The organism is Actinomyces sp. oral taxon 169, from assembly GCF_013394715.1.
In the GTDB taxonomy this organism is placed as follows: Bacteria; Actinomycetota; Actinomycetes; order Actinomycetales; family Actinomycetaceae; genus Actinomyces.
Genome location: NZ_CP058259.1, coordinates 2,710,006 through 2,732,244 on the forward strand (window position 1 = coordinate 2,710,006; position 22,239 = coordinate 2,732,244).

Sequence of the window (22,239 nt, forward strand, 5' to 3'; positions counted from 1 at the left end):
CGTTTAAGATTGATGGATGGAGTTGCAGCAGTTGAGGTACGCCGTGGCCATCGCCGAGGAACAGAGCTTCACGCGCGCGGCTGAGAGGTGCTTCGTGGTGCAGTCGGCCCTGAGCCGGCAGATCAAGTCCTTGGAGGGCGAACTCGGGGTGAGGCTGTTCGCGCGCACGAGCCGCAAGGTGGAGGCGACGCCCGCCGGCGAGGCGTTCGTGGAGCAGGCACGGTTGTGCCTCCGGGCAGCGGAGCGCGCGAAGGTTGCGGCGGCAGCTGCGCACGGAGACATCCGGGGGTCACTGACCATCGGGGTGATCCCGACCGTGACAGCAGTGGATGTTGCGGCGGTGCTGGGCGCATTCCGTCGCAGCTACCCCGAGGTGGGCGTGCACGTGCGCACTGGCGGCAGTGATGAGTTCCTGCGTCGTATTGCGGCTGGGGAGCTCGACGTGGGCTTCCTCGGCCTGGCGGAAGGCGTGACTCCGCAGGGCGTGCAGATGCGAGAGCTCTCCCGGGAACGCCTAGTGGCGGTGCTGTCAGAGAGGCACCGATTGGCGGGTCGGCACCGGCTCCGCCTGGAGGACCTGGCAGACGAGCCGTTCGTGGACTTTCCGGAGGGCTCGTCGGGACGTGAGCAGTCCGATCAGGCCTTCGACAGAGCCGGGCTCCGCCGTGAGGTGAGCTTCGAGGTAAACACGGCTGACTTACTCACTGGACTGGTGCGTCAGGGACTGGGGACGACTCTCGTTGCTCCCGGCCTGGCCCACGATGTGCCTGGCTGCGTGTGCATCCCCGTCAGCGACGGTCCGGTGCGGGTGGAGTACCTGGCGTGGGACTCATTCAACCCGAGCCCGGCGGCACAGGCCCTCGTTGACTCCATCCCCGCACGCCCAGCTCACCGCCCCTGTTAGCGACGACAGGTCTCATATGCGGGACGGCAGCCTTCGTGATGCCTCCGCCTGCGTTGTGGGGTGGTGTTGAGTGTGTTGTTGGTACGAGAACATAAGTAACTGGCCCGGAGCCGCTCGTGGCGGTTCCGGGCCAGTTGTGGTGTGTGCTCGGTGGTGTCCTACTCTCCCGCACCCTGGCGGGTGCAGTACCATCGGCGCTGTCAGGCTTAGCTTCCGGGTTCGGGATGGGGCCGGGCGTTTCCCTGTCGCTGTGACCACCGAGACGACTACATGGGCAGTGCGTCAGTGTTCCTGTGATTCTGTTATCAGGCTGCCTGCCGACACACGCACACGCACGCGTATGTTGTGTGTGTGGTTGGTGGACTGGGTTGGGTGTGGACCGTATAGTGGACGCTTCGCTCTTACCGTATCGCTCACCCCCGGGCTTCCCACGCACGCTAGGTGTGTGGTGTGTGTTTGGGGGTGTTGTTGTTTGTGTTGGCCTATTAGTACCAGTCAGCTCTAAACCGTTGCCGGTCTTCCACTTCTGGCCTATCAACCCAGTAGTCTGCTGGGGGCCTACCAAAAAGGACAAGTCCTTCTTGTGGAGACCTTATCTTGAAGATGGTTTCCCGCTTAGATGCTTTCAGCGGTTACCCTTCCCGAACGTAGCCAACCAGCCGTGCCCCGGGCGGGACAACTGGCACACCAGAGGTTCGTCCGTCCCGGTCCTCTCGTACTAGGGACAGGCCTTCTCAAGTCTCCTGCGCGCGCAGAGGATAGGGACCGAACTGTCTCACGACGTTCTAAACCCAGCTCGCGTACCGCTTTAATGGGCGAACAGCCCAACCCTTGGGACCTGCTCCAGCCCCAGGATGCGACGAGCCGACATCGAGGTGCCAAACCATGCCGTCGATATGGACTCTTGGGCAGGATCAGCCTGTTATCCCCGGGGTACCTTTTATCCGTTGAGCGACGACCCACCCACACGGGATCGCCGGATCACTAGTTCCTACTTTCGTACCTGCTCGACCCGTCGGTCTCACAGTCAAGCTCCCTTGTGCACTTGCACTCAACACCTGGTTGCCGACCAGGCTGAGGGAACCTTTGAGCGCCTCCGTTACACTTTAGGAGGCAACCGCCCCAGTTAAACTACCCACCAGGCACTGTCCCTAACCCGGATCACGGGCCCAGGTTCAGGCGCACGCCATAACCAGAGTGGTATTTCAAGGACGACTCCACCGCCACTGGCGTAACGGCTTCACAGTCTCCCACCTATCCTGCACAAGCTATAGCGGGCGCCAATACCAAGCTGTAGTAAAGGTCCCGGGGTCTTTCCGTCCTTCTGCGCGAAACGAGCATCTTTACTCGTACTGCAATTTCGCCGAGCTCATGGTTGAGACAGCGGGGAAGTCGTTACGCCATTCGTGCAGGTCGGAACTTACCCGACAAGGAATTTCGCTACCTTAGGATGGTTATAGTTACCACCGCCGTTTACTGGGGCTTAAATTCACCACTTCACCCGAGGGTTGATGGTTCCTCTTAACCTTCCAGCACCGGGCAGGCGTCAGTCCGTATACATCGCCTTACGGCTTCGCACGGACCTGTGTTTTTAGTAAACAGTCGCTTCCCCCTGGCCTCTGCGACCCTCCCCCCTAGCCCGCAAACGGGGCTTCAGGGATCAGGCCCCCCTTCTCCCGAAGTTACGGGGGCATTTTGCCGAGTTCCTTAACCATGATTCACTCGTGCGCCTAGGCATACTCTGCCCGACCACCTGTGTCGGTTTAGGGTACGGGCGGCTGGCACCATCGCGTCGAGGCTTTTCTCGGCACCCCAGGATCACCCTGTTATCCCCCACCAAAGTAGGGTCACCATCACGCCTCACCCTCACCTCTCAAGGAGGCAGTCACTCCGGATTTACCTGGAGGACGGGCTGCGCGCTTGAACGGACCAAGCCATCAGGTCCGCCGGGCTACCACTGTGCGTCACCCCTGTTAACACGCTTGCCTACCTGCACGGAGGATCCCCAGACCCCACCACCACAACCACACCACCCCCCGAAAGGAGTAGGCGCGGCTGAATTTGGTGGCTGGGCGTGGGTTAGCACCCGCGCGTCAGCATGGGCGGTGCTTCGCCGGTACGGGAATATCAACCCGTCATCCATCGACTACGCCTGTCGGCCTCGCCTTAGGTCCCGACTCACCCAGGGCGGACTAGCCTGGCCCTGGAACCCTTGGTCATTCGGCGCTAGGGCTTCTCACCCTAGTATCGCTACTCATGCCTGCATTCTCACTCCCGCACCGTCCACCAACAGTCACCCACAGGCTTCCCCCGGTGCAGGACGCTCCCCTACCACCCACAACCCCTGCCACCACACGCACAAGGCGCACGATGAAGGGAACACGTCATGGGTCCGCGGCTTCGGCGGTGTGCTTGAGCCCCGCTACATTGTCGGCGCACGATCACTTGACCAGTGAGCTATTACGCACTCTTTCAAGGATGGCTGCTTCTAAGCCAACCTCCTGGTTGTCTGCGCGACCGCACATCCTTTCCCACTTAGCACACGCTTAGGGGCCTTAGCCGGCGATCTGGGCTGTTTCCCTCTCGACCACGGAGCTTATCCCCCGCGGTCTCACTGCCACGCTACAACCCGACGGCATTCGGAGTTTGGTTGACGTCAGTAACCCTGTGGGGCCCATCAGCCACCCAGTAGCTCTACCTCCGCCGGGCAACACGCGACGCTGCACCTAAATGCATTTCGGGGAGAACCAGCTATCACGGAGTTTGATTGGCCTTTCACCCCTACCCACAGCTCATCCCCCCAGTTTTCAACCTAGGTGGGTTCGGTCCTCCACACGCTCTTACACGTGCTTCAACCTGGCCATGGGTAGATCACCCCGCTTCGGGTCCAGAACGCGCCACTACACATCGCCCTATTCGGACTCGCTCTCGCTACGGCTACCCCACACGGGTTAACCTCGCGACACGCCACTGACTCGCAGGCTCATTCTTCAAAAGGCACGCCACCACCCCCACACCAAAAGCATGAAGGCTCTGACGGCTTGTAAGCGCCCGGTTTCAGGTACTATTTCACTCCCCTCCCGGGGTACTTTTCACCATTCCCTCACGGTACTATCCACTATCGGTCATCAGGAGGTATTCAGGCAGCCAAGTGGTCTTGGCAGATTCACACAGGATTCCACGAGCCCCGTGCTACTCGGGCACCATCCCAGACACGCACCAACCAGTTCCGCCTACGGGGGTATCACCCACTACGCCACGCCTTCCCAGACGATTCAGCTACCAGCCAGCACACGCGCCCCCTCTCCGGCAGAAGAGGAACAGAACAGCCCCACAACCCCGCACACGCAACCCCTGCCGAGTATCACACGCACACGGTTTAACCATCATCCGCTTTCGCTCGCCACTACTCACGGAATATCTTCTCCTACGGGTACTGAGATGTTTCACTTCCCCGCGTCACCCCCCACACCCTATACAATTCAGATGCAGGTGACACGACATAACTCGTGCCGGGTCCCCCCATTCGGAAACCCTCGGATCACAGCCCGCCAGCCGGCTCCCCGAGGAATATCGCAGGCCACCACGTCCTTCATCGGCCCCTGATGCCAAGGCATCCACCGAACGCTCAAAAAAACAAACAACAAAGACACACGAACAAAACAAAAACATTTGTCGCAGAAATCTTACAGTAAGATGCTCGCGTCCACTATACAGTTCACAACCAACCCACCCACACCCACCCAAAACCCCCAACAACCAGGAGCCCCAGACAGGCCAGGCAACCAGGGCGCACTGCCCCAGAACCCCGACAGCATGCCACCCCCACACACGCAGGGGCACCCACCACACCCCAACTCCCCACACAAGCAGGAAGCAGAAGCACGACGGGCGTGTTTCCTACACCAAGAACCAGACAACCAACCACCCCAGCCCCCACCACACAGGCAGGAAACCAGAGCACCAGCCGCCCGGCCTTCCGCGAGGAGCAGCCCCCGGCCGGCCCAGACCCATACAACGGCCCAGACAACAACGACCAGGAAGCCACCCCCACACAACATCAATCCTTAGAAAGGAGGTGATCCAGCCGCACCTTCCGGTACGGCTACCTTGTTACGACTTCGTCCCAATCACCAGCCCCACCTTCGACCGCTCCCCGTAGGGCCACGGGCTTCGGGTGTTGCCGACTTTCATGACGTGACGGGCGGTGTGTACAAGGCCCGAGAACGTATTCACCGCAGCGTTGCTGATCTGCGATTACTAGCGACTCCAACTTCACGGTGTCGAGTTGCAGACACCGATCCGAACTGAGACCGGCTTTAAGGGATTCGCTCCACCTCACGGTATCGCAGCCCTCTGTACCGGCCATTGTAGCATGCGTGAAGCCCAAGACATAAGGGGCATGATGATTTGACGTCATCCCCACCTTCCTCCGAGTTGACCCCGGCAGTCTCCCGCGAGTCCCCACCACAACGTGCTGGCAACACGGGACAAGGGTTGCGCTCGTTGCGGGACTTAACCCAACATCTCACGACACGAGCTGACGACAACCATGCACCACCTGTGAACCGGCCCCACAAGGAGGAAGCCCCGTCTCCGGAGCCGACCGGCACATGTCAAGCCTTGGTAAGGTTCTTCGCGTTGCATCGAATTAATCCGCATGCTCCGCCGCTTGTGCGGGCCCCCGTCAATTCCTTTGAGTTTTAGCCTTGCGGCCGTACTCCCCAGGCGGGGCACTTAATGCGTTAGCTACGGCGCGGAAGACCCGGAAAAGGTCCCCCACACCTAGTGCCCAACGTTTACGGCGTGGACTACCAGGGTATCTAATCCTGTTCGCTCCCCACGCTTTCGCTCCTCAGCGTCAGTAACGGCCCAGAGACCCGCCTTCGCCACCGGTGTTCTTCCTGATATCTGCGCATTCCACCGCTACACCAGGAGTTCCAGTCTCCCCTACCGCACTCAAGCCGGCCCGTACCCACCGCAAGCCCCCAGTTAAGCCAGAGGATTTCACGACAGACGCGACCAGCCGCCTACGAGCTCTTTACGCCCAATAATTCCGGACAACGCTCGCGCCCTACGTATTACCGCGGCTGCTGGCACGTAGTTAGCCGGCGCTTCTTATCCAGCTACCGTCAACCCACCCACAAGGAGCAGGCCTGCTTCACTGGCGAAAGAGGTTTACAACCCGAAGGCCTCCATCCCTCACGCGGCGTCGCTGCATCAGGCTTGCGCCCATTGTGCAATATTCCCCACTGCTGCCTCCCGTAGGAGTCTGGGCCGTGTCTCAGTCCCAGTGTGACCGTCCACCCTCTCAGGCCGGCTACCCGTCACCGCCTTGGTAGGCCATCACCCCACCAACAAGCTGATAGGCCGCGAGCCCATCCCCCACCGAAACAATATCTTTCCCGGGCCCATCATGCGACAGACCCAGAATATCCCGTATTAGCCACACTTTCATGCGGTTATCCAGAAGAAGGGGGCAGGTTACTCACGTGTTACTCACCCGTTCGCCACTCATCCAGAACCAGCAAGCTGGTCCCTTCACCGTTCGACTTGCATGTGTTAAGCACGCCGCCAGCGTTCGTCCTGAGCCAGGATCAAACTCTCCAAACAAAACCAACAAAAACAAGCCCCAACCAACCACAAACAGCCAGCCAGAACCCACAGTCAGTACAACAGTCCAGAAAACCAGACCAGGCCCAACCCAACCCCACAACAAAGAAGGGCCAGGCAAACCAAAACAAAACAAACCCCAAAAAACCACACACAACCAAAATCATGCGCAGCCCCCAGGGCCATGGCATAAAAAACATGACACACTATCGAGTTCTCAAACAACACACCCACCGAGATTTGAGACCAGGAAGAATTCCTTGCTTGCCTCTCGAAGGCGACCGGACTAGCATAAGCAGGTTGTCGTTCGGGAATCAAATTCGGATCGCGTGACCCTGATCTCTGAACTATTCCGCTTTTTCCGTGCCGGTAGGATCACTCCTTCCGACTCGGCGTTTCCGCCGTCCGGTGCCGGCGTCGAACCGTGCGGTTGCGTCGGCAGCGAGGAGTACTATAGCCAGACTAGGCCGCCGGCTGTCAAACAGCTTTTCTGCGACCTGCATCACACTCATGGTCCCTGAAGGACAGGCGCGCTCTTCCCTACGCCGGTGTCTCCTGTCGTACGTCCCCCATCACGGCTTCTCAGGGCTGTACCAGGCCAGCGCGAATCCCCCAGAGCACCGTTTGCAGGCGGTCTCGAGACCCGGTTTTCTGCATGAGTCCCGTCAGGTGGTACTTGATTGTCGTCGGCTCCACATATAGGTGTGTTGCCATCTCACCATTGGACATTCCCTGAGCCAACAGTCTGAGCACTTCCAGCTCCCGAGAGGTCAAGGCGACGTCCACGGAAGCGGCTCCGGCGAACGACGCATGCCCGGATACACCGCCAGCATCCGCAGCTCTGTCGGTGTACTGATGCTGGGCCCCGGTGTCAGGTCGGGCGAGCACGCCTCGGGAGCCTCGCCTGGAGAGCTCACGCAGGATCCTGCGGGTGACACGCTGGTCCAAGGTTCCCTCCCCTGCTGCGACGGAGCGGACCGCTCCCAGAAGAGTGTCCTCATCGGCACCCTTGAGGAGAAATCCCGCGGCACCGGCCTCGAGGGAGGCCAGGACGTCGTCGTCGACATCGAAGGTGGTCAGAATGAGTACGTCCACGTCCAGATCGGGGTCGGAGACGATCGCCCGCGTTGCCGCGATGCCGTCGGTCCCGGGCATGCGGATGTCCATGCACACGACGTCGGGGCGTAGTTCACGAGCCAGCGCTATCGCCTCGGCGCCGTCTGCCGCCTCACCCACGACCTCAATGTCCTCTTCAGCTCCGAGGATGACGCTCAACCCGGCACGGACCACGGCCTGATCGTCAGCGATGACGAGTCGAATCATGAGATGACCGCTTCCTCCTCGGTACGGGACCCATCGGCGCCGGCCGGCGGAACGGGGATGACAAGGCGGTTGCGCCAGCCGCCGTCGGGGTCGGGTCCGGTGATCAGCTCAGCACCCACCAGGGCCGCCCGCTCAGCCATGCCGGACAGGCCGTAGCCACCGCCCTTACTACCTGCACCTGCCTGACATGCCTCCGCATTCGGCGGACGTCGGTTGCTCACCACGATCTCCACGCACCCCTGCTGATAGGTGATCCGCACCTGGCAAGGGGCTCCTGGCGCATGCCGCGCGCAGTTGGCAAGCGACTCCTGAACCATGCGGTAGGCAGCGGTATCCGCCAGCGGGCTCAGGGGACATGGCCGGCCGTTGACTGCGTACCCGACCCGCTGTTGACGACGACGTGACTCCTCAACGAGGTGAGGCACAGCCTCCAGCGAGGGCAGGAGCACCGGCTCCCTTGCCATCCGGGAATCCGTCACGGCCGCCGGCTCGGCTGTCGCCTCGGTGCTCGACGACGTCAATTCGCTCTGTTGACCATCCGTCACCTGCCCTCCACGCTGAGAGTCACTCCTGTCCTCGCTGCGCAGGAGACCGACGACCTGACGCAGATCGGCCAGAGCGGTTCGGGCACTATCCTGCACCGTCTGGAGCATCTGGTCGGAACGCTCTGGGTCCTTGTGCCGCAAAGCCGCGGCCGCCTGGGCGCTGACGATGACGCCGGAGAGGTGGTGGCCGGCGATGTCGTGGAGATCGCGGGCCAGGGCATTGCGGCTTGCCCGCAACTCGCGCGCGGCCCGCTCGCGCTCCTCGCGCTCGAGCAGCTGCTTCTCCCGTTCAAGGAGCTCGGCCTTGTCGCGCAGCGCCTGGTGGAGTCGCTCACGCCCCAACATGTACTCCGCCGCCACTACCGGGAGCAGGTAGCGCTGCAGCAGGTGAGCCGACAGGAAGACGATGACGGCAGCCGGCCCGCGCTCACCGGAATACACCTCTCGGATGAGGAAGACCAAATTAAAGACGATAATGTTGGTAAACAGCGCGACCTGCCAGCCTGGGACGCGGTGACGCACCAGGTACCAGATGACGACCATGACTGCGGTGGATCCGACTGACGATCGATCGCTGGCGATGAGGATGGTGAGATCGGCAACGGCCACTACAGCAAGCACCCGGTATGGAAAACGATCCGTCACCGTCACAGCCACCACCTGGAGGATGATAGCCAGAACGATGACGAGAATCGCCCGGGGAATCAGACTGATTTCTCCATATCTGATGACGTGCTCGGGATCGACCAGCAGCGTGCCGAAATAGGACAGCACGCCGAGCAGGTAGAGCGCCACCGCGGTCCGGGGCAGGCGCGGTGGACTCTGCACCTGGGCGGCGGAATCGGGCACGCGGCTGGGCACGCTCCGAGTCAAGCACATGCGCAGCCGCGAGGTGCCCGAGTCCGTCTCCGAGCCCATCACTTGTGGCACAGGGTGGCGTCGACGGCGTCCTTGTTCCGCTGGTACTTCTCCTTGGCGGAGCTCTCCAAGTTGCTCTGGTCCGCGATGGCTGTAGGCAGGGCGGTCACGGCGACGGTGACGGCGGTGCCGTCAGGTCCGACGGCGTTGTCGGTCTGGTACCCGGGGATCGTCCCGCCGTGGCCCCAGGCAGTGCCCCCACAGGACAACGACCTACCGATCAGGCCCAGCCCGTACACCGTCCCCGATCCAAGGTACGAGCTGGCGTCAACCGCCCCGTTCTTCATCTCGTCGATGCTGGCCTGGGTCAGCAGCCTGCCGTCGAAGACGGCCTGGAAGAAGGTGTTGAGCTCGCTCGGGGTCGAGACCATCGCACCAGCCGCCCACCCCCAAGTCGGATCCATCTCGGTAATATCCTCCAACTTGCCCTCACCGTTGAGGTGGTACCCCCGAGGGTGAGTACCACGAATCTTCTCCTCCCCCGGAGCCGGGAAGTAGGTGTGGGACAGCCCCAGCTTCTTGACGATGCGCTCATCGATCTGCTCCCCCACCGGCCGCTGAGACACCCGCTCAACAAGCATCCCCAGCACGATGTAGTTCGTATTGGTGTACTTCCACTGCGTACCCGGCTCGAAGGCCGCCGGCTTACTCAGAGCCGTGTCCAGCAGGTCCCGCGGTTGCGCGTAGTGATCCTTGATCTGGAAGATATCGCCGCTACCGGGAGTGGTGTCGGCGTACTCGGGCAGGCCGCTGGTGTGCTGGAGGAGCTGACGCACCGTGATCCTCGAGGCGTCAATACCCTCACCCTTGATGAGGCCGGGCAGGTAGGTCTCGATCGGCTCATCAAGCCCGACCTTGCCCTCCTGGACCATCTGCATGACCACCACGGCCACGAAGGTCTTCGTGTTCGACCCGATCCTCACCTCGCCGTCCATCGGCGGAGCCTGCCCCGTCTCCAGGCTGCCCTTGCCCACAGCCACACCCGCCGACTCGCCCTTGCTGTCGCTCACCGCCGCCAGAGCCGCCGGATAACCGGCCTCCACCAGCCCCTGGGCCCGGGACTTCAAACTCTCAGCCTCCCCCTTCGACGGCGCCGCCGACGCCGCACCCCCGACAGCACCCAACGCGATCGCCGCCGCCACAGGCACCGCCAACACCCGCCACACCACCGACCCACGACGATGGCCGGGCCGGGCGCCGGCAGCCTCCAGGGCCTCAGGGTTCTCGGGCGTGGTGACATCGGAACGGATAGGACTGAACTTCTCTGCTTTACCCATGCCTCCAGTGTCACGAGCCCGCAGGCCGACCACCCCCACCTACAGCACAGCACCCACTGTCCATATGGACAGTCCAACTTGGAACGCCTTCACTCGACACAGCCCCGATCGAGAAATGGCCAACAAACACGGCGCCACCGCGGCTCGTGGGAGCCTCGGTGGCGACTGCACCTGGACGGCGGAATCGGGCACGCGGCTGGGCACGCTCTGAGTCAAGCACACACGCAACCGTGAAGTGCCCGAGTCCGTTTCCGAACCCATCACTTGTGGCACAGGGAGATATCGACGGCTTCAGCGATCTTGCCGGCCTTCTCCTTGGCGGAGTTCTCCAAGTTGCTCTGGTCCGCGATGGCTGTGGGCAGGGCGGTCACGGCGACGGTGACGGCGGTGCCGTCAGGGCCGACTCCACCTCTCGTGTGATAGCCCGCGATGTCACCTCCGTGGCCCCAGGCAGTACCCCCACAGGACAGCGGAGTACCGATGAGGCCCAGCCCGTAGACTCGTCCTCCTGATCCGATATCGACGCCTTTCTTCATCTCGTCGATGCTGGCCTGGGTCAGCAGCCTGCCGTCGAAGACGGCCTGGAAGAAGGTGTTGAGCTCACTGGGGGTCGAGACCATCGCACCAGCCGCCCACCCCCAAGTCGGATCCATCTCGGTAATATCCTCCAACTTGCCCTCACCGTTGAGGTGGTACCCCCGAGGATGGGTGCCACGAATCTTCTCCTCCCCCGGAGCCGGGAAGTAGGTGTGGGACAGCCCCAGCTTCTTGACGATGCGCTCATCGATCTGCTCCCCCACCGGCCGCTGAGACACCCGCTCAACAAGCATCCCCAGCACGATGTAGTTCGTATTGGTGTACTTCCACTGCGTACCCGGCTCAAACTGCGCCGGCTTGCTCAGAGCACTGTCAAGGACATCTCTCGGGGTGACATAGTGGTATCGGTATTGAAAGACATCTGTCGTACCGAAAAGTGTCTCGTCGAAGTCAGGTAGGCCGCTGGTGTGCTGGAGGAGCTGACGCACCGTGATCCTCGAGGCGTCAATACCCTCACCCTTGATGAGGCCGGGCAGGTAGGTCTCGATCGGCTCATCAAGCCCGACCTTACCCTCCTGAACCATCTGCATAACCACCACGGCCACGAAGGTCTTCGTGTTCGACCCGACCCTCACCTCACCGTCCATCGGCGGAGCCTGCCCCGTCTCCAGGCTGCCCTTGCCCACAGCCACACCCGCCGACTCGCCCTTGCTGTCGCTCACCGCCGCCAGAGCCGCCGGATAACCGGCCTCCACCAGCCCCTGGGCCCGGGACTTCAAACTCTCAGCCTCCCCCTTCGACGGCGCCGCCGACGCCGCACCCCCGACAGCACCCAACGCGATCGCCGCCGCCACAGGCACCGCCAACACCCGCCACACCACCGAACGACGACGGCCGGCTCGGGTCCCGGCGGCCCCTACTGCTTCGGGGCTGTCAGGAGTAACTGCATCGGAACGGACAGGACTGAACTTCTCTGCTTTACCCATGCCTCCAGTGTCACGAGCCAGCAGGCCGAATACCCCCGCCGAGGGCACAGCCCCTGCTGTCCATGTGGACAGTGCCAGGCCCGCTCTGCTCCCAGTCGGACCGTTCAGATCGTGACGGCCCGGGAGGCCTGGTAGGCGGCCCCGACAATGCCGGCCGTGTTGAGCAGCTGGGCCGGGACGATCGGGGTCTTGAGGTCGAGCAGCGGCAGGTACTTCTCGTGCTTGCGGGAGACTCCCCCGCCCACAACGAACAGGTCCGGGGAGAAAAGCATCTCCACGTGGGAGTAGTAGCGCTGGAGGCGCTTGGCCCACTTCTTCCAGGACAGGTCCTGGGCGGTGCGCTGGCCGGCGGAGGCCCGACTCTCGGCGTCGTAGCCGTCAATCTCCAGGTGCCCGAGCTCGGTATTGGGAACCAGCGTTCCGTCGACGATGACGGCCGAGCCGATACCGGTGCCCAGGGTGGTGACGATGATGGTCCCGGGGACGTCCTTGGCAGCGCCGAAGGCGACCTCCGCCAAGCCTGCGGCGTCGGCATCATTAAGCCCGGTCACCGGCCTGCCCAGGTGCTCGCGCATGAGCTCGGTGAGGTTGACGCCCGTCCAGGACTTGTCGAGATTGGCGATGAAGGGGACGGTGCCGTGGACGATCGGAGCGGGCAGGGCCACACCGACCGGGACGTCGTCGCCCACCTCGAGCTGTTCGAGGAGCTCGCGGCAGACCTCGGCGACAGCCGCGGGAGTGGACTCCTCGGGGGTGTCGATGCGGACGCGCTCACCGATGAACGTACCGGTGGCCAGGTCGACCAGTGCGCTCTTGACGCCCGATCCGCCGATGTCGATCCCGCATGCCACGGAAACTGCTGGTGCTGTCGAAGTCATGAGGTCCTCCTGGTACTACGCGTCCTCGCGGCCGCTGCCCAGCCTAGTGCAGGGACAGCGACCGCGAGGACGGACGGAGGAAACGGTGGCGGCCGCAGGCCGCAGCAGCGACACTCAGTCGCGAGAGCTCTCCTGGCGGGCGCCCCGGTAGAGGTACCACAGCGTGCCGACGAACAGCACCACCCCCACCCAGGGGGCGATGCCGGCGAAGCCCTCGGGCATGATAGCCAGCGGGTCCGCCTTGCCACCGAAGGCCACGACGATTCCGGCATAGACCACCCCGGCGAGGCTCTCACCGACGATGAGGCCGGTCGCCATGAGCGTGCCCATGCGCTTGGCCCGCTCCGGGTTGGCGGTGCGCTCGGCCCAGCGGTCGTAGAGGTGACCGAGGGCGGCACCGATCGGGATCATGACGGTGACGGCCGTGGGCAGGTACATGCCCATGCCGACGGCGAGCGGCGGCAGGGAGTATTTGCTAGTGCGGCGCAGGATCTCGTCGATGGCGATGACGACGGCGCCGATGAGGGCGCCCAGCCCCAGCAGGCTCCAGTTGAGGTCCCCGCCGAGGACGCCCTGAACCAGGTGCTTGATGAGGTTCGCCTGAGGTGCGGCCAGAGCGTCGTCACCGGCGTCGGGAGCGCCGGCGAAGCCGAAGGCGCCCTGCATGAGGCTGAGCACCGGCGGAATGACGATGGCGCCGAAGACAACGCCGATGACGAGGGCCACCTGCTGCTTCCACGGGGTGGAGTCGACGAGCTGGCCGGTCTTGAGATCCTGGAGGTTGTCGTTCGAGATGGTGGCCACGCCGAAGACGACCGCGGTGACGAACAGGGTGTAGGCCACCAGGGTGCGGACGTCGTCGGGCGAGGAGGTGGTGGCGATGGTGCGAACCAGCGCGGCCGCGGTGACCGCCACGAGGATGCCGACGCCGGAGATCGGCGAGTTGGACGAGCCGATGAGGCCGGCCATGTAGCCGCACACCGAGGCGACGACCAGGCCGGTCAGCAGGATGAAGAGGATGGAGACGATGATGAGGCCCGTCGCGTGGTGAGCCACGGATGTCCCGTGCAGGAACAGCCACAGGAGCACGCCGATGGGGAGCATGGAGCCGACGGTGACGCCGATGACCGTCTTCATCGACAGGTCGCGCTCGGTCAGAGGGATCTTCTCGCCGGCGTCGCGCTTGGCGCTGGAGGCCAGGGACTCGCGGATACCGGTGACGATGGGGCCGAGAATCTTCAGGAAGGTCCAGATGGCGGCGATGGCGATGGAGCCGGCACCGACGATCCGCACCTCGCTGGCGAAGGTGGCGCCCACGAAGTCGGCGAGGTCCTTGTCGGCGACCGCCGTGCCCCAAGTGCGCATCGGGAGCAGCACCCCGTAGGAGATGAGCAGGCCGACGATCATCGCGATGCCGACGCCGATGCCGACCAGGTGGCCCACGCCGGCCAGCGCCAGTGACAGGGAGGTACCCGCCATCGTGGCGCCGGCACCGACCCGGAAGACCCCGGAGATGTCAACGCTGATGGCCTTGAGGGCGTTGAGGAAGTACAGGGCCGCCGAGGCGATCGAGCCCCGCACGATGACACCCAGTCCACGGCTGGACTCCTCGGCCCCCTCGCTGGTGTCGCCCACGCGCAGGACCTCGGCGCCGGCCACGCCCTCGGGGTAGGGCAGGTCGGAGTTGGTCACGAGCGCGCGCCGCAACGGGATGGAGTAGGTGACGCCGAGGATGCCGCCCAGGATGATGACCAGGACCGTCTGGAGGTAGGGGAATCCGGTCCACCAGCCCACGATGATGAGTCCGGGCAGCACGAAGATGATGGCGGACAGCGTCCCGGCCGCCGAGGCGATCGTCTGGACGATGTTGTTCTCCTGGATCGTGTGATCGGAGAAGCGGCGCAGGATCGCCATGGAGATGACGGCGGCCGGGATCGAGGTGGCGAAGGTGAGCCCCACCTTGAGGCCGAGGTAGACGTTCGCCGCGGTGAAGATGAGCGTGATGATGCCGCCGATGACGATGCCGCGGGCAGTCAGCTCCTTGACCGGGCCGGAGCCGGCACTGGACGGCTTCGCCGCAGCGGAGCCGCGTGAGGTTGTTGTGGACATGGTGAGATCTCTCGAGGTCGGGATGATTCCGGGGTGAGAGTAGCACCGTGTCCGAAAACGATCGTTAACAGCTCATTCGATGCACAACGGATCAGCTCCGCCGTCGTCGACCTCAACACTTCGACCGAATCTTCAGAAACGACGCGGCTCCGGGTCTTTTATGAAGTTTTGGTCGAAGTGTCGAGAAGCGATGCCATGCAGCACCCGGTTCACTCGGAGGCCAGGGCGCCGGCGATCCTGTACAGGGCGACGGCCAGGAGGAATGCGAAGGCAGTCATGAGGCTGGGGCCCCAGAAGCCGGGGAGTCGAGTGAGAAGGTCTCCGCCGACGGCGCCGGCAATCGTGGCACCGAGGTACATCGCCGTGTTGGATAGCGAGGAGACGGTTCCTCGCGCCTGGCCGGCGTGAGCCTGCAGCTGCCCCATGAGAACCGGTAGAAGGAAGCCGGCGACCACAAGGGCTGCAGCGAAGGCGATGACGGCACCCCACATGGTGTGCGCAATGAGGGGCATCGCCGCAGCCAGGAGGTAGAACGCGCCCTGGACGAGAATGCCGACCCACAGCGACCGCCGCTCACCGCCCCTTGCAACGAGTCGCGGACCGAGGATCGACCCCAGCGCAGTCCCCAGTCCGATCATCATCATGGCCTTCCCGATAGCGGTCTGCGAGGCTCCGAAGTCCTTGGCCAGCCAGGAGCCGATGAAGGAGAACGAGGCGTAGTTGCCGGCCTGGAATACGAGGTAGGCGAGGAGCGACCACCGCAACACCCGAGAGCCGAGGACCCTCCGGTAGGAGCCGACGACGTCGACGGACTCCCCCACCGGCCGCACATGCGGGAACGCGAGGAAGAGAAGTCCCCACAGGACGACGCTGACCGCCGCGACCACGAAGAACGGCAGCTGCCATCCTCTGACTGACAGGTAGGAGCCGATTGGCACGCCGGCCACCTGAGCAACCGCCAGTCCCGCGGTCGCGTACCCCATGACCGTGATGATGGATCGCCGGGGCACCGTCATTGGGATGGAGGCCCAAATCTGGGAGCTGACGAAGGCGGCGCTCACGCCGGCCAGGAAGCGAGCGGCGACCATGCTCCAGAAGCTCCAGGCCAGACCGCACGCGCAGGTGAGGACGGCGAAGGCCGCCAGGCCGGAGAGGATGACCCGACGTCGGTCGTGGCGGTCGGAGACGGGGCCGGCCACGAGGGCGAACAGCGCGTACCCCAAGGCGTAGGCGGAGACCAGCCAGCCTGCGCGGGACAGGGGGACGTCGAGCTCGCGCTGAAGCAGGGGCAGCAAGGGCGCGACGAGGAAGGTGTCGGTCCCGATGGCGAACATGGTGAAGAAGGACAGCCACCCCATGGTGGAGACGCGAGCACTCTTCGACGGCACCCTCTCGTCATCCGCGGACGCACGCGTTGAGACACGAGCTTCTTCAGTCATCTCAAACCTCCCTAGTTCGATGTTTGACGTACTAAGAATTATTCGAGACGCTATCGTTGTCAACCCCGTTCCGGCGCGCGCCAGGACGGCGGTCGGAACAGACGGGACAGAAAGGCAGGGACGACCCGTGAAAGACAGGGAGCTCTTCCACCCCGAGGCGGCCGACATCTCCCTGGACGCGATCCTGGGCGCCCTGTCCGACCCCATCCGCCGAGACGTCCTGCGCCGGATCGCCAGTGAAGGCGCCCTGTACTGCGGTGACCTGAGCTACGACGTCGTCAAGTCCACGATGTCGCACCACTTCCGGGTGCTGCGCGAGTCCGGGCTCATGCACACCGAACGAGAGGGCAAGCACCGGCGCATCACCCGGCGCGACGACGCCATCGAGCAACGCTTTCCGGGACTGCTGGCAGCCGTCGGCCTGCCCGCAGGCAAGGGGCAGTGGCCAGACTGACGACCGCCCGAGCGAGCACTCTCACTGCGCCAGGACAAGCCACCGTCGTCAGCCTCAACACTTCGACCGACTCTTCAGAAACGACGCGGCTCCGGGTCTTCTCTGAAGATTCGGTCGAAGTGTTAGTGGGCACGGGGCGAAGTCAGAGTCAGACGTGAACAGCAGGCGCGGCCGCCTCACTGCGAGGTCACCTCGACCTGCTGGCGGGTGTTCCACCCCATCTTGGCGCTGGTGACCATCCCCCAGACCCGCAGGGGACGCAGGATCAGCGCGGACCACAGCGTCGCCACCGGGGACAGGAGGAGGCTGGCGTACCTCTGGGGGCCGGTGGTGTCCGAGCGCCATACGGAGATGTACCGCGAGCCCTGCGCCAGCCCGATCGCCAAAGGCACCAGCACCACCGTCGGCGGCACACCGCTGCCCAGGACGAGCGGGCGCCACAGCAGCAGGTAGACGAAGACCGAGATCACCAGCCAGATCTGCATCCACCCAGTGGCCTGGCGCCACCAGCCCCACGAGAGAACCGGCAGGAAGCGAATGCGCCAGAGCCCGCGGATGAAGGAGCCACGGAACCAGCGCTCCTGCTGGCGGTAGTGGTGGCTCCAGCGATCGGGCATCCATGCGAAGGCGAAGGCCGAGGGCTGCTGGACGGTCCTGCCGTGCAGCAGGGCGAAGAGAGTCAGCATAGAGTCGTCGGAGAACTCCACATGCCGCCCCAGATAGCTCTCGCTCAGGTAGGTGTCGATGTTCTCGGCCAGGATGGAGCACCGGTAGGCGGCCAGGCCGCCGGAGTTGACCATGACCGAGCCGAGCTGAGACATGAAGGAGCGGTCGATGAGCTGCTGGCCGACGAAGATCACGTCAGTGACCCGGGCGAGCAAGTTCTCCCGGTTGTTGATCGCCAGGATGACGCCGGCCACCGACATGACCCGGGAGTCACTGAAGGGCTGGACGATCTCATGGAGGGCCTCAGCGTCGAGCATGGAGTCGGAGTCGACGGTCACGAACAGGTCGGCGTCACGGATCTTCCTGAAACCGTGCACCTGCGCGTGGCGCTTGCCCTCATTGGGGGTGCGCTGCCAGCTGGCGTAGATGCCGGTCAGCGCCGCCTGCCGAATGAACCAGTCCCGCTCCTCCACGTAGGCGCCCTGGGTGGAGCCGTCGTCGACGACGTGAATCTCGGCCGGCGGTGCGCTCTGGTGCAGCAGGGCGGAGAGCATCCGCACCACGACGTCGGGATCCTCGTTGTAGAGCGGTACGAGCACGGCGACCCGATGCGCCTCGCCGCGGCCGATCACACGCCCCTCGAAGCCGGCCACCACGAGCTGCACGGCCACGATCACGAAGAGCACGTCGAAGGTCCACACGATCCACGCGTCCAGGACGTGGTGTCGGCTGACCAGCACGCGCCAGCAGAGCCACCCCACCACACCGAGGGCCACGACGACGGCGGGCAGCGGCCCACCGGCCCGCATGAGCGCCCGGGGCAGCCCGGTGGCGTCGGCCGATCGTTGAGCCTCGTCCGGCGTCGTCACCGGGGTGCGCACAGTGACCACCCCGCCGCGCCCCGTACCCCGCCCCTCGCCGTGTCCCTCTCTTCTGTGGACCGCCCGGAGCCGTGTCCCGCGCTTGAACAGCAGCTTGACCGCGAAGCAGGCCAACAGGATGACCAGGCAGATCAGCAGCACGAGCGGGCCGAAGGACCAGGTCATAGCGTCAGTCTTTCCGTGTCGGGATGCCGGTTCCGCTCCAGGAGGCGACGGCACCTCAGGCCAGGGCGGGCGACTGGCTGCGCATGACCTCGGGAACCGTCTTGACGGGCACGCTGGAGTCAGCCACTCGCCTCATGAAGCGCTCAAATCTGTCCGCCCTGATCGACTCGGGGGCGCCGTCGGTCTGCTCATCGATGCGGTGGAAGACCATATGGGTCCAGCAGCGGTGCTCCTGACAGCGGGCCAGCGCCTTCTCGACCTGGGACTCGGTGGTGTAGGAGCCGCAGTAGAAGACGCGCAGCCGGAACGGGTCCCCCGGCGCGAGGGTCTCCGGGGCGTTCTCGATGGTGCGCATCGAGGTGAAGTAGTCCTGGGAGGTGCGCAGCACCAGGTCGTTGTACCGCCCCATGGGTAGGGCGAAGTGGGCGGCGCCCTCGGGGTAGCCGTGCTCGAGAAGGAAGGACCTGATGGTCTCCAGCTCCCGGCGCACCCCCGCCTCGTCCAGCGTGGTGAGATCGGTCGAGGCGTGGGCGGCGATGTCCCAGCCGTGAACCTCGCGCATCTCGGCGAGCTGGTTGGTGCTCATGCGGCCGGGCAGCCCGACCTTGTCGGCGATGACGTACGAGGTTGCTGCGCCGATGCCGCAGTCCTGCAGGATCGCCCGGGCCGTCTTGTAGTCGCTGTCGTAGCCGTCGTCGAAGGAGATGGAGACGATGCCGCTGGCGGCCGAGGGCAGGGTGGCCAGGTAGCCGAGCCACAGGCGACTCGGCGCCGAGTCGGAGGCCGACACGATCTTCAGGCGCACTCGCGTCACCCGGTCCAGCCGAGGATGGCCGACGACGGCGCGCTCGGCGGCACGGTTGACGGTCACCCGGCACCAGGTACCGGTGCGCAGCGTGCGCATGTCGGGAGCCACGTCCAGGCGCAGGCAGTCCTCGCCTTCCCCGCCGAGCTCGAGCTGGATGCTCTCGATCTGCCGGTAGTCCTCGGCGCGCAGCCACAGGTCCCACTGGCAATCGGTCATGTCAACGCCCGACAGGGCCAGATCCGCACTGGTGGGGCGGCCGGAGTCACCGGTGGTGGTGATCTCCAGCGACTGGTTCCCATGGGAGTGGGTGGAGGTATCGGGGCGGATGGAGCCGTCCCGGGAGGAGAGAGCCCAGGCGCGCGGGTCCTGCATATCCGAAAGCACCTGCGAGGGCGCCGCGGCAGGGCCTGCGGCCGGGGCCGGGGAGGCGTGAGCCGCCGTCTGCAGCTCAGGTAGAAGAGTGCTCGAGGCGGCCAGGGCGAGACCGCCCATGAGAAAGCTGCGACGCCTCATCCGTTCATGCTGCGGCAAGGTTCTTCTCCCATTAACAGTCCACTCGGTTGGTTTCCTCTCCAGGATAAGCACGAGATCGCCGTCACCGCAGACGAAAGTCGCACACACTCACCCTCGACAACCTGCCATATCGCGCCAGCCGCCCTCCAGGACCCCGCAGACCCGCACAAATCCGCGCATCTCCACCGACCAGCACCGATCATGCGTGAGGGAGATCACCTCCGCACCGTCTTCGCTCACGTCAGCAACGACAAAAGGTCTGCCCCGCCAGTTTCCTGGCGGGGCAGACCTTTCGAGGTGGTGGAGCTAGGGGGATTCGAACCCCCGACCTTCTCATTGCGAACGAGACGCGCTACCAACTGCGCCATAGCCCCAAGTGCGGACCGATCCTAGCATCGCCGCCGGGAGTCCTGGCAAGTTCGGTGGCGGTGAGCCCGCCCACCGCCACCGGAGCCGTCCGGCGACGTGCCGCGGGAGCCCAGCGCTACTCGCCGGCTGCGCGCCGCCCCTCGAGGATGGCATCGAGGTCGATGGGATGGAAGAGCTCCTCCTCGTCCTCCACCGGAGCCGGGATGTAAGCGCGGGCCGACTGCGGGCGCGCGGGCACCGGTGCGGAGGTGCCCGGGTCAACAACCGGGTCGGCGTAGGAGCGCCGGGGGGCCCGGGCCGCCAGCGTGTAGGTCGGGGCCGGGACGTGGACCGGTCGCCAGCCCTGGGGCGGGGTCGACGTCGTCGCCTCCTCCTTGACGACTCCCTCCGCCGCAGCCGGGGCAGCGGCGGGGGCCTGCGGGCGGGCGGCCGGACGGGCCGGCTCTGAGGCAGTCTGGGGGGCGGACTGGGCGGAGGCCGTGGCGGTGCGCCGGGCCGGCTCAACGGCGACCTGCGGGGAGGGGGCCGCAGCGGCACGCTCCTGAGCCTCCTGCTCAATGGCACTCGCCTCGGCGAAGAGCTTGCCCCAACCGGGCCGGCCACGGGAGGCTGAGGCAGGCAGGGAGGCGACGAAGTCCTTGGTGCGCGGCGAGCTCTCCTCGTCGCCGTCGCGGGAGACCGCCTCGCGCACGCCCATGTCCCGCGTGACCCGGCCGGCATGGCGGGAGGGCACGTAGACCGAGGCGCGGCGGGCCGCCTCGCGCTCAGCGGCCACCGCTGCGGCGGTCTCGTCATCGAGGTCGGCGTCGAGCCTGGCCAGACGCTCCTCCTCGGAGTCGACGGCTCGGGAGGGACGGCCAGCAGCGGTGCCGGTCGCCTCAGCGGGGCTACCGGCGGCGGTCTCAGCGGACACCGCGGACTCGGCGGACTCGGCGGACTCGGCGGACGCAGTGCGCACGGTCGACCGCTGGGCGCCCTCGCGGGCGAGGCGCTCGATGAAGGAGTCCTGCGCGCCGGAGTCGCCGGCAGCCTCGACAGACTCGGCCGACACCGCCGACACGGCGGGTGAGGCCGCACTGGCGCTGACAGCACTGACCGAACCGCTGGAGGCGCTGCGAGGGCCGTCGACGACGGAGCGGGGCGCGGCCACGACCGACGCCGAGGAGCGCCGACCGGTCAGGGTCACCAGGGTCTGCTCGAGCTCGGCGATGCGGCGGCGCTCACGGCGGTCCGCTGCGGCCGAGGCCAGAGCGGCGCGGCGCCCGGCCACCATCGAGGCTCCCAGCAGGGCGGAGGGCAGCAGGGCGGGCCACCACGGCAGCGCGGTGGCCAGGCCCAGCACCCAGGCGCCCAGCGAGACTCCGAGCAGGACTCCGGCGACGATCCCGCGGTGCGAGGCGGCGACCCGACGGCGCTCACGCCCCTGGGCGTGAACCTGGCGGGCACGGTCAAGCTCACGCTCGGTGCGCAGGGCGCGCACATTCCTCACGGCGGGCCTGTTCATCACCCTCACCTCCGGTCGACGTCGAAAGAGCTCCGCATGCCCACTGTTCGCGCAGGTGTCGTCGCGTTCGACGGCGGCCGCACCCGTGGCCAGGACCCGCAGCTCAGCCGAGTAGCGGTCCTGGACGTTGGAGCGGCGAGCCATCTCGCGGCGCCCCACTAAAAGCGGAAGGAGGTACACGGAGAGAACCGTGATGAGGGCGATGACTGCCCAGATCTCGATTCCCACACCGCAACCGTAAGTGCGCCCACCCTCGTCCCCTCGCAGGAACACTCCGACTTTCCTTCGAAATACCTGGGATTCACGATGTCACACCGTCAGCACGACACCTCTGTCGCCACATGAATCAC

The 22,239-nt window shown here is 65.0% G+C and carries 12 protein-coding genes, 1 tRNA gene and 3 rRNA genes; 2 read left to right on the forward strand and 14 right to left on the reverse strand.

Annotation, left to right across the window (positions count from 1 at the left end; translation table 11 throughout):
• The first annotated feature begins 16 nt into the window (after positions 1–16).
• The gene (locus tag HW274_RS11360; RefSeq protein WP_185988833.1) at positions 17–904 is read left to right on the forward strand and encodes a LysR family transcriptional regulator; all 888 of its coding nucleotides are present in this window, start codon (positions 17–19) and stop codon (positions 902–904) included.
• Positions 905–1,049: 145 nt separating this feature from the next.
• On the opposite strand, the gene rrf is transcribed toward HW274_RS11360, so the two are convergent.
• From rrf to HW274_RS11410, 10 genes are all read right to left on the reverse strand, one after another.
• Positions 1,050–1,166, reverse strand: a 5S ribosomal RNA gene (rrf, locus tag HW274_RS11365).
• 202 nt (positions 1,167–1,368) lie between these two features.
• Positions 1,369–4,550 (reverse strand): 23S ribosomal RNA (locus HW274_RS11370).
• A 425-nt stretch (positions 4,551–4,975) separates the two neighbouring features.
• Positions 4,976–6,517 (reverse strand): 16S ribosomal RNA (locus HW274_RS11375).
• Together the 16S, 23S and 5S rRNA genes form the textbook arrangement of a ribosomal RNA operon.
• 582 nt (positions 6,518–7,099) lie before the next feature.
• Positions 7,100–7,840 (reverse strand): response regulator transcription factor, encoded by a 741-nt coding sequence (locus tag HW274_RS11380; protein WP_185988834.1) that lies wholly within the window; start codon positions 7,838–7,840, stop codon positions 7,100–7,102.
• A complete protein-coding gene (locus tag HW274_RS11385) occupies positions 7,837–9,246 on the reverse strand; it encodes a sensor histidine kinase (protein ID WP_003788996.1) in 1,410 nt (469 codons plus the stop codon). The genes HW274_RS11380 and HW274_RS11385 overlap by 4 nt, the downstream gene beginning before the upstream one ends.
• Positions 9,247–9,302: 56 nt before the next feature.
• On the reverse strand, positions 9,303–10,580 hold the full coding sequence (locus tag HW274_RS11390; protein ID WP_260679081.1) for a serine hydrolase: 1,278 nt from the start codon (positions 10,578–10,580) through the stop codon (positions 9,303–9,305).
• A gap of 260 nt (positions 10,581–10,840) precedes the next feature.
• Positions 10,841–12,151, reverse strand: a complete 1,311-nt coding sequence (locus HW274_RS11395; RefSeq protein ID WP_003788995.1) for a serine hydrolase — start codon at positions 12,149–12,151, stop codon at positions 10,841–10,843.
• A gap of 56 nt (positions 12,152–12,207) precedes the next feature.
• The gene (gene ppgK, locus HW274_RS11400) at positions 12,208–12,981 is read right to left on the reverse strand and encodes a polyphosphate--glucose phosphotransferase (RefSeq protein ID WP_003788994.1); all 774 of its coding nucleotides are present in this window, start codon (positions 12,979–12,981) and stop codon (positions 12,208–12,210) included.
• A 114-nt stretch (positions 12,982–13,095) separates the two neighbouring features.
• Positions 13,096–15,090 (reverse strand): OPT family oligopeptide transporter, encoded by a 1,995-nt coding sequence (locus HW274_RS11405; RefSeq protein WP_185988835.1) that lies wholly within the window; start codon positions 15,088–15,090, stop codon positions 13,096–13,098.
• A gap of 209 nt (positions 15,091–15,299) precedes the next feature.
• The gene (locus HW274_RS11410; RefSeq protein ID WP_185988836.1) at positions 15,300–16,529 is read right to left on the reverse strand and encodes an MFS transporter; all 1,230 of its coding nucleotides are present in this window, start codon (positions 16,527–16,529) and stop codon (positions 15,300–15,302) included.
• A 127-nt stretch (positions 16,530–16,656) separates the two neighbouring features.
• Here HW274_RS11410 and HW274_RS11415 point away from each other — a divergent pair, with 127 nt between their 5' ends.
• Positions 16,657–16,983 carry a helix-turn-helix transcriptional regulator gene (locus tag HW274_RS11415; RefSeq protein WP_075405664.1) on the forward strand — a complete coding sequence of 109 codons (327 nt, stop codon included), beginning with the start codon at positions 16,657–16,659 and terminating at the stop codon, positions 16,981–16,983.
• Positions 16,984–17,159: 176 nt separating this feature from the next.
• On the opposite strand, the gene HW274_RS11420 is transcribed toward HW274_RS11415, so the two are convergent.
• The 4 genes from HW274_RS11420 to HW274_RS11435 form a co-directional block, all read right to left on the reverse strand.
• Positions 17,160–18,695 carry a glycosyltransferase gene (locus tag HW274_RS11420; RefSeq protein ID WP_185988837.1) on the reverse strand — a complete coding sequence of 512 codons (1,536 nt, stop codon included), beginning with the start codon at positions 18,693–18,695 and terminating at the stop codon, positions 17,160–17,162.
• A 55-nt stretch (positions 18,696–18,750) separates the two neighbouring features.
• Complete coding sequence (locus HW274_RS11425; RefSeq protein WP_185988838.1) at positions 18,751–20,016, reverse strand: polysaccharide deacetylase family protein; 1,266 nt, start codon at positions 20,014–20,016, stop codon at positions 18,751–18,753.
• Positions 20,017–20,314: 298 nt separating this feature from the next.
• Positions 20,315–20,390: transfer RNA gene (locus HW274_RS11430), tRNA-Ala, on the reverse strand.
• Between the two features lie 110 nt (positions 20,391–20,500).
• The gene (locus tag HW274_RS11435; RefSeq protein WP_260679082.1) at positions 20,501–22,117 is read right to left on the reverse strand and encodes a hypothetical protein; all 1,617 of its coding nucleotides are present in this window, start codon (positions 22,115–22,117) and stop codon (positions 20,501–20,503) included.
• Between the last annotated feature and the right edge of the window lie 122 nt (positions 22,118–22,239).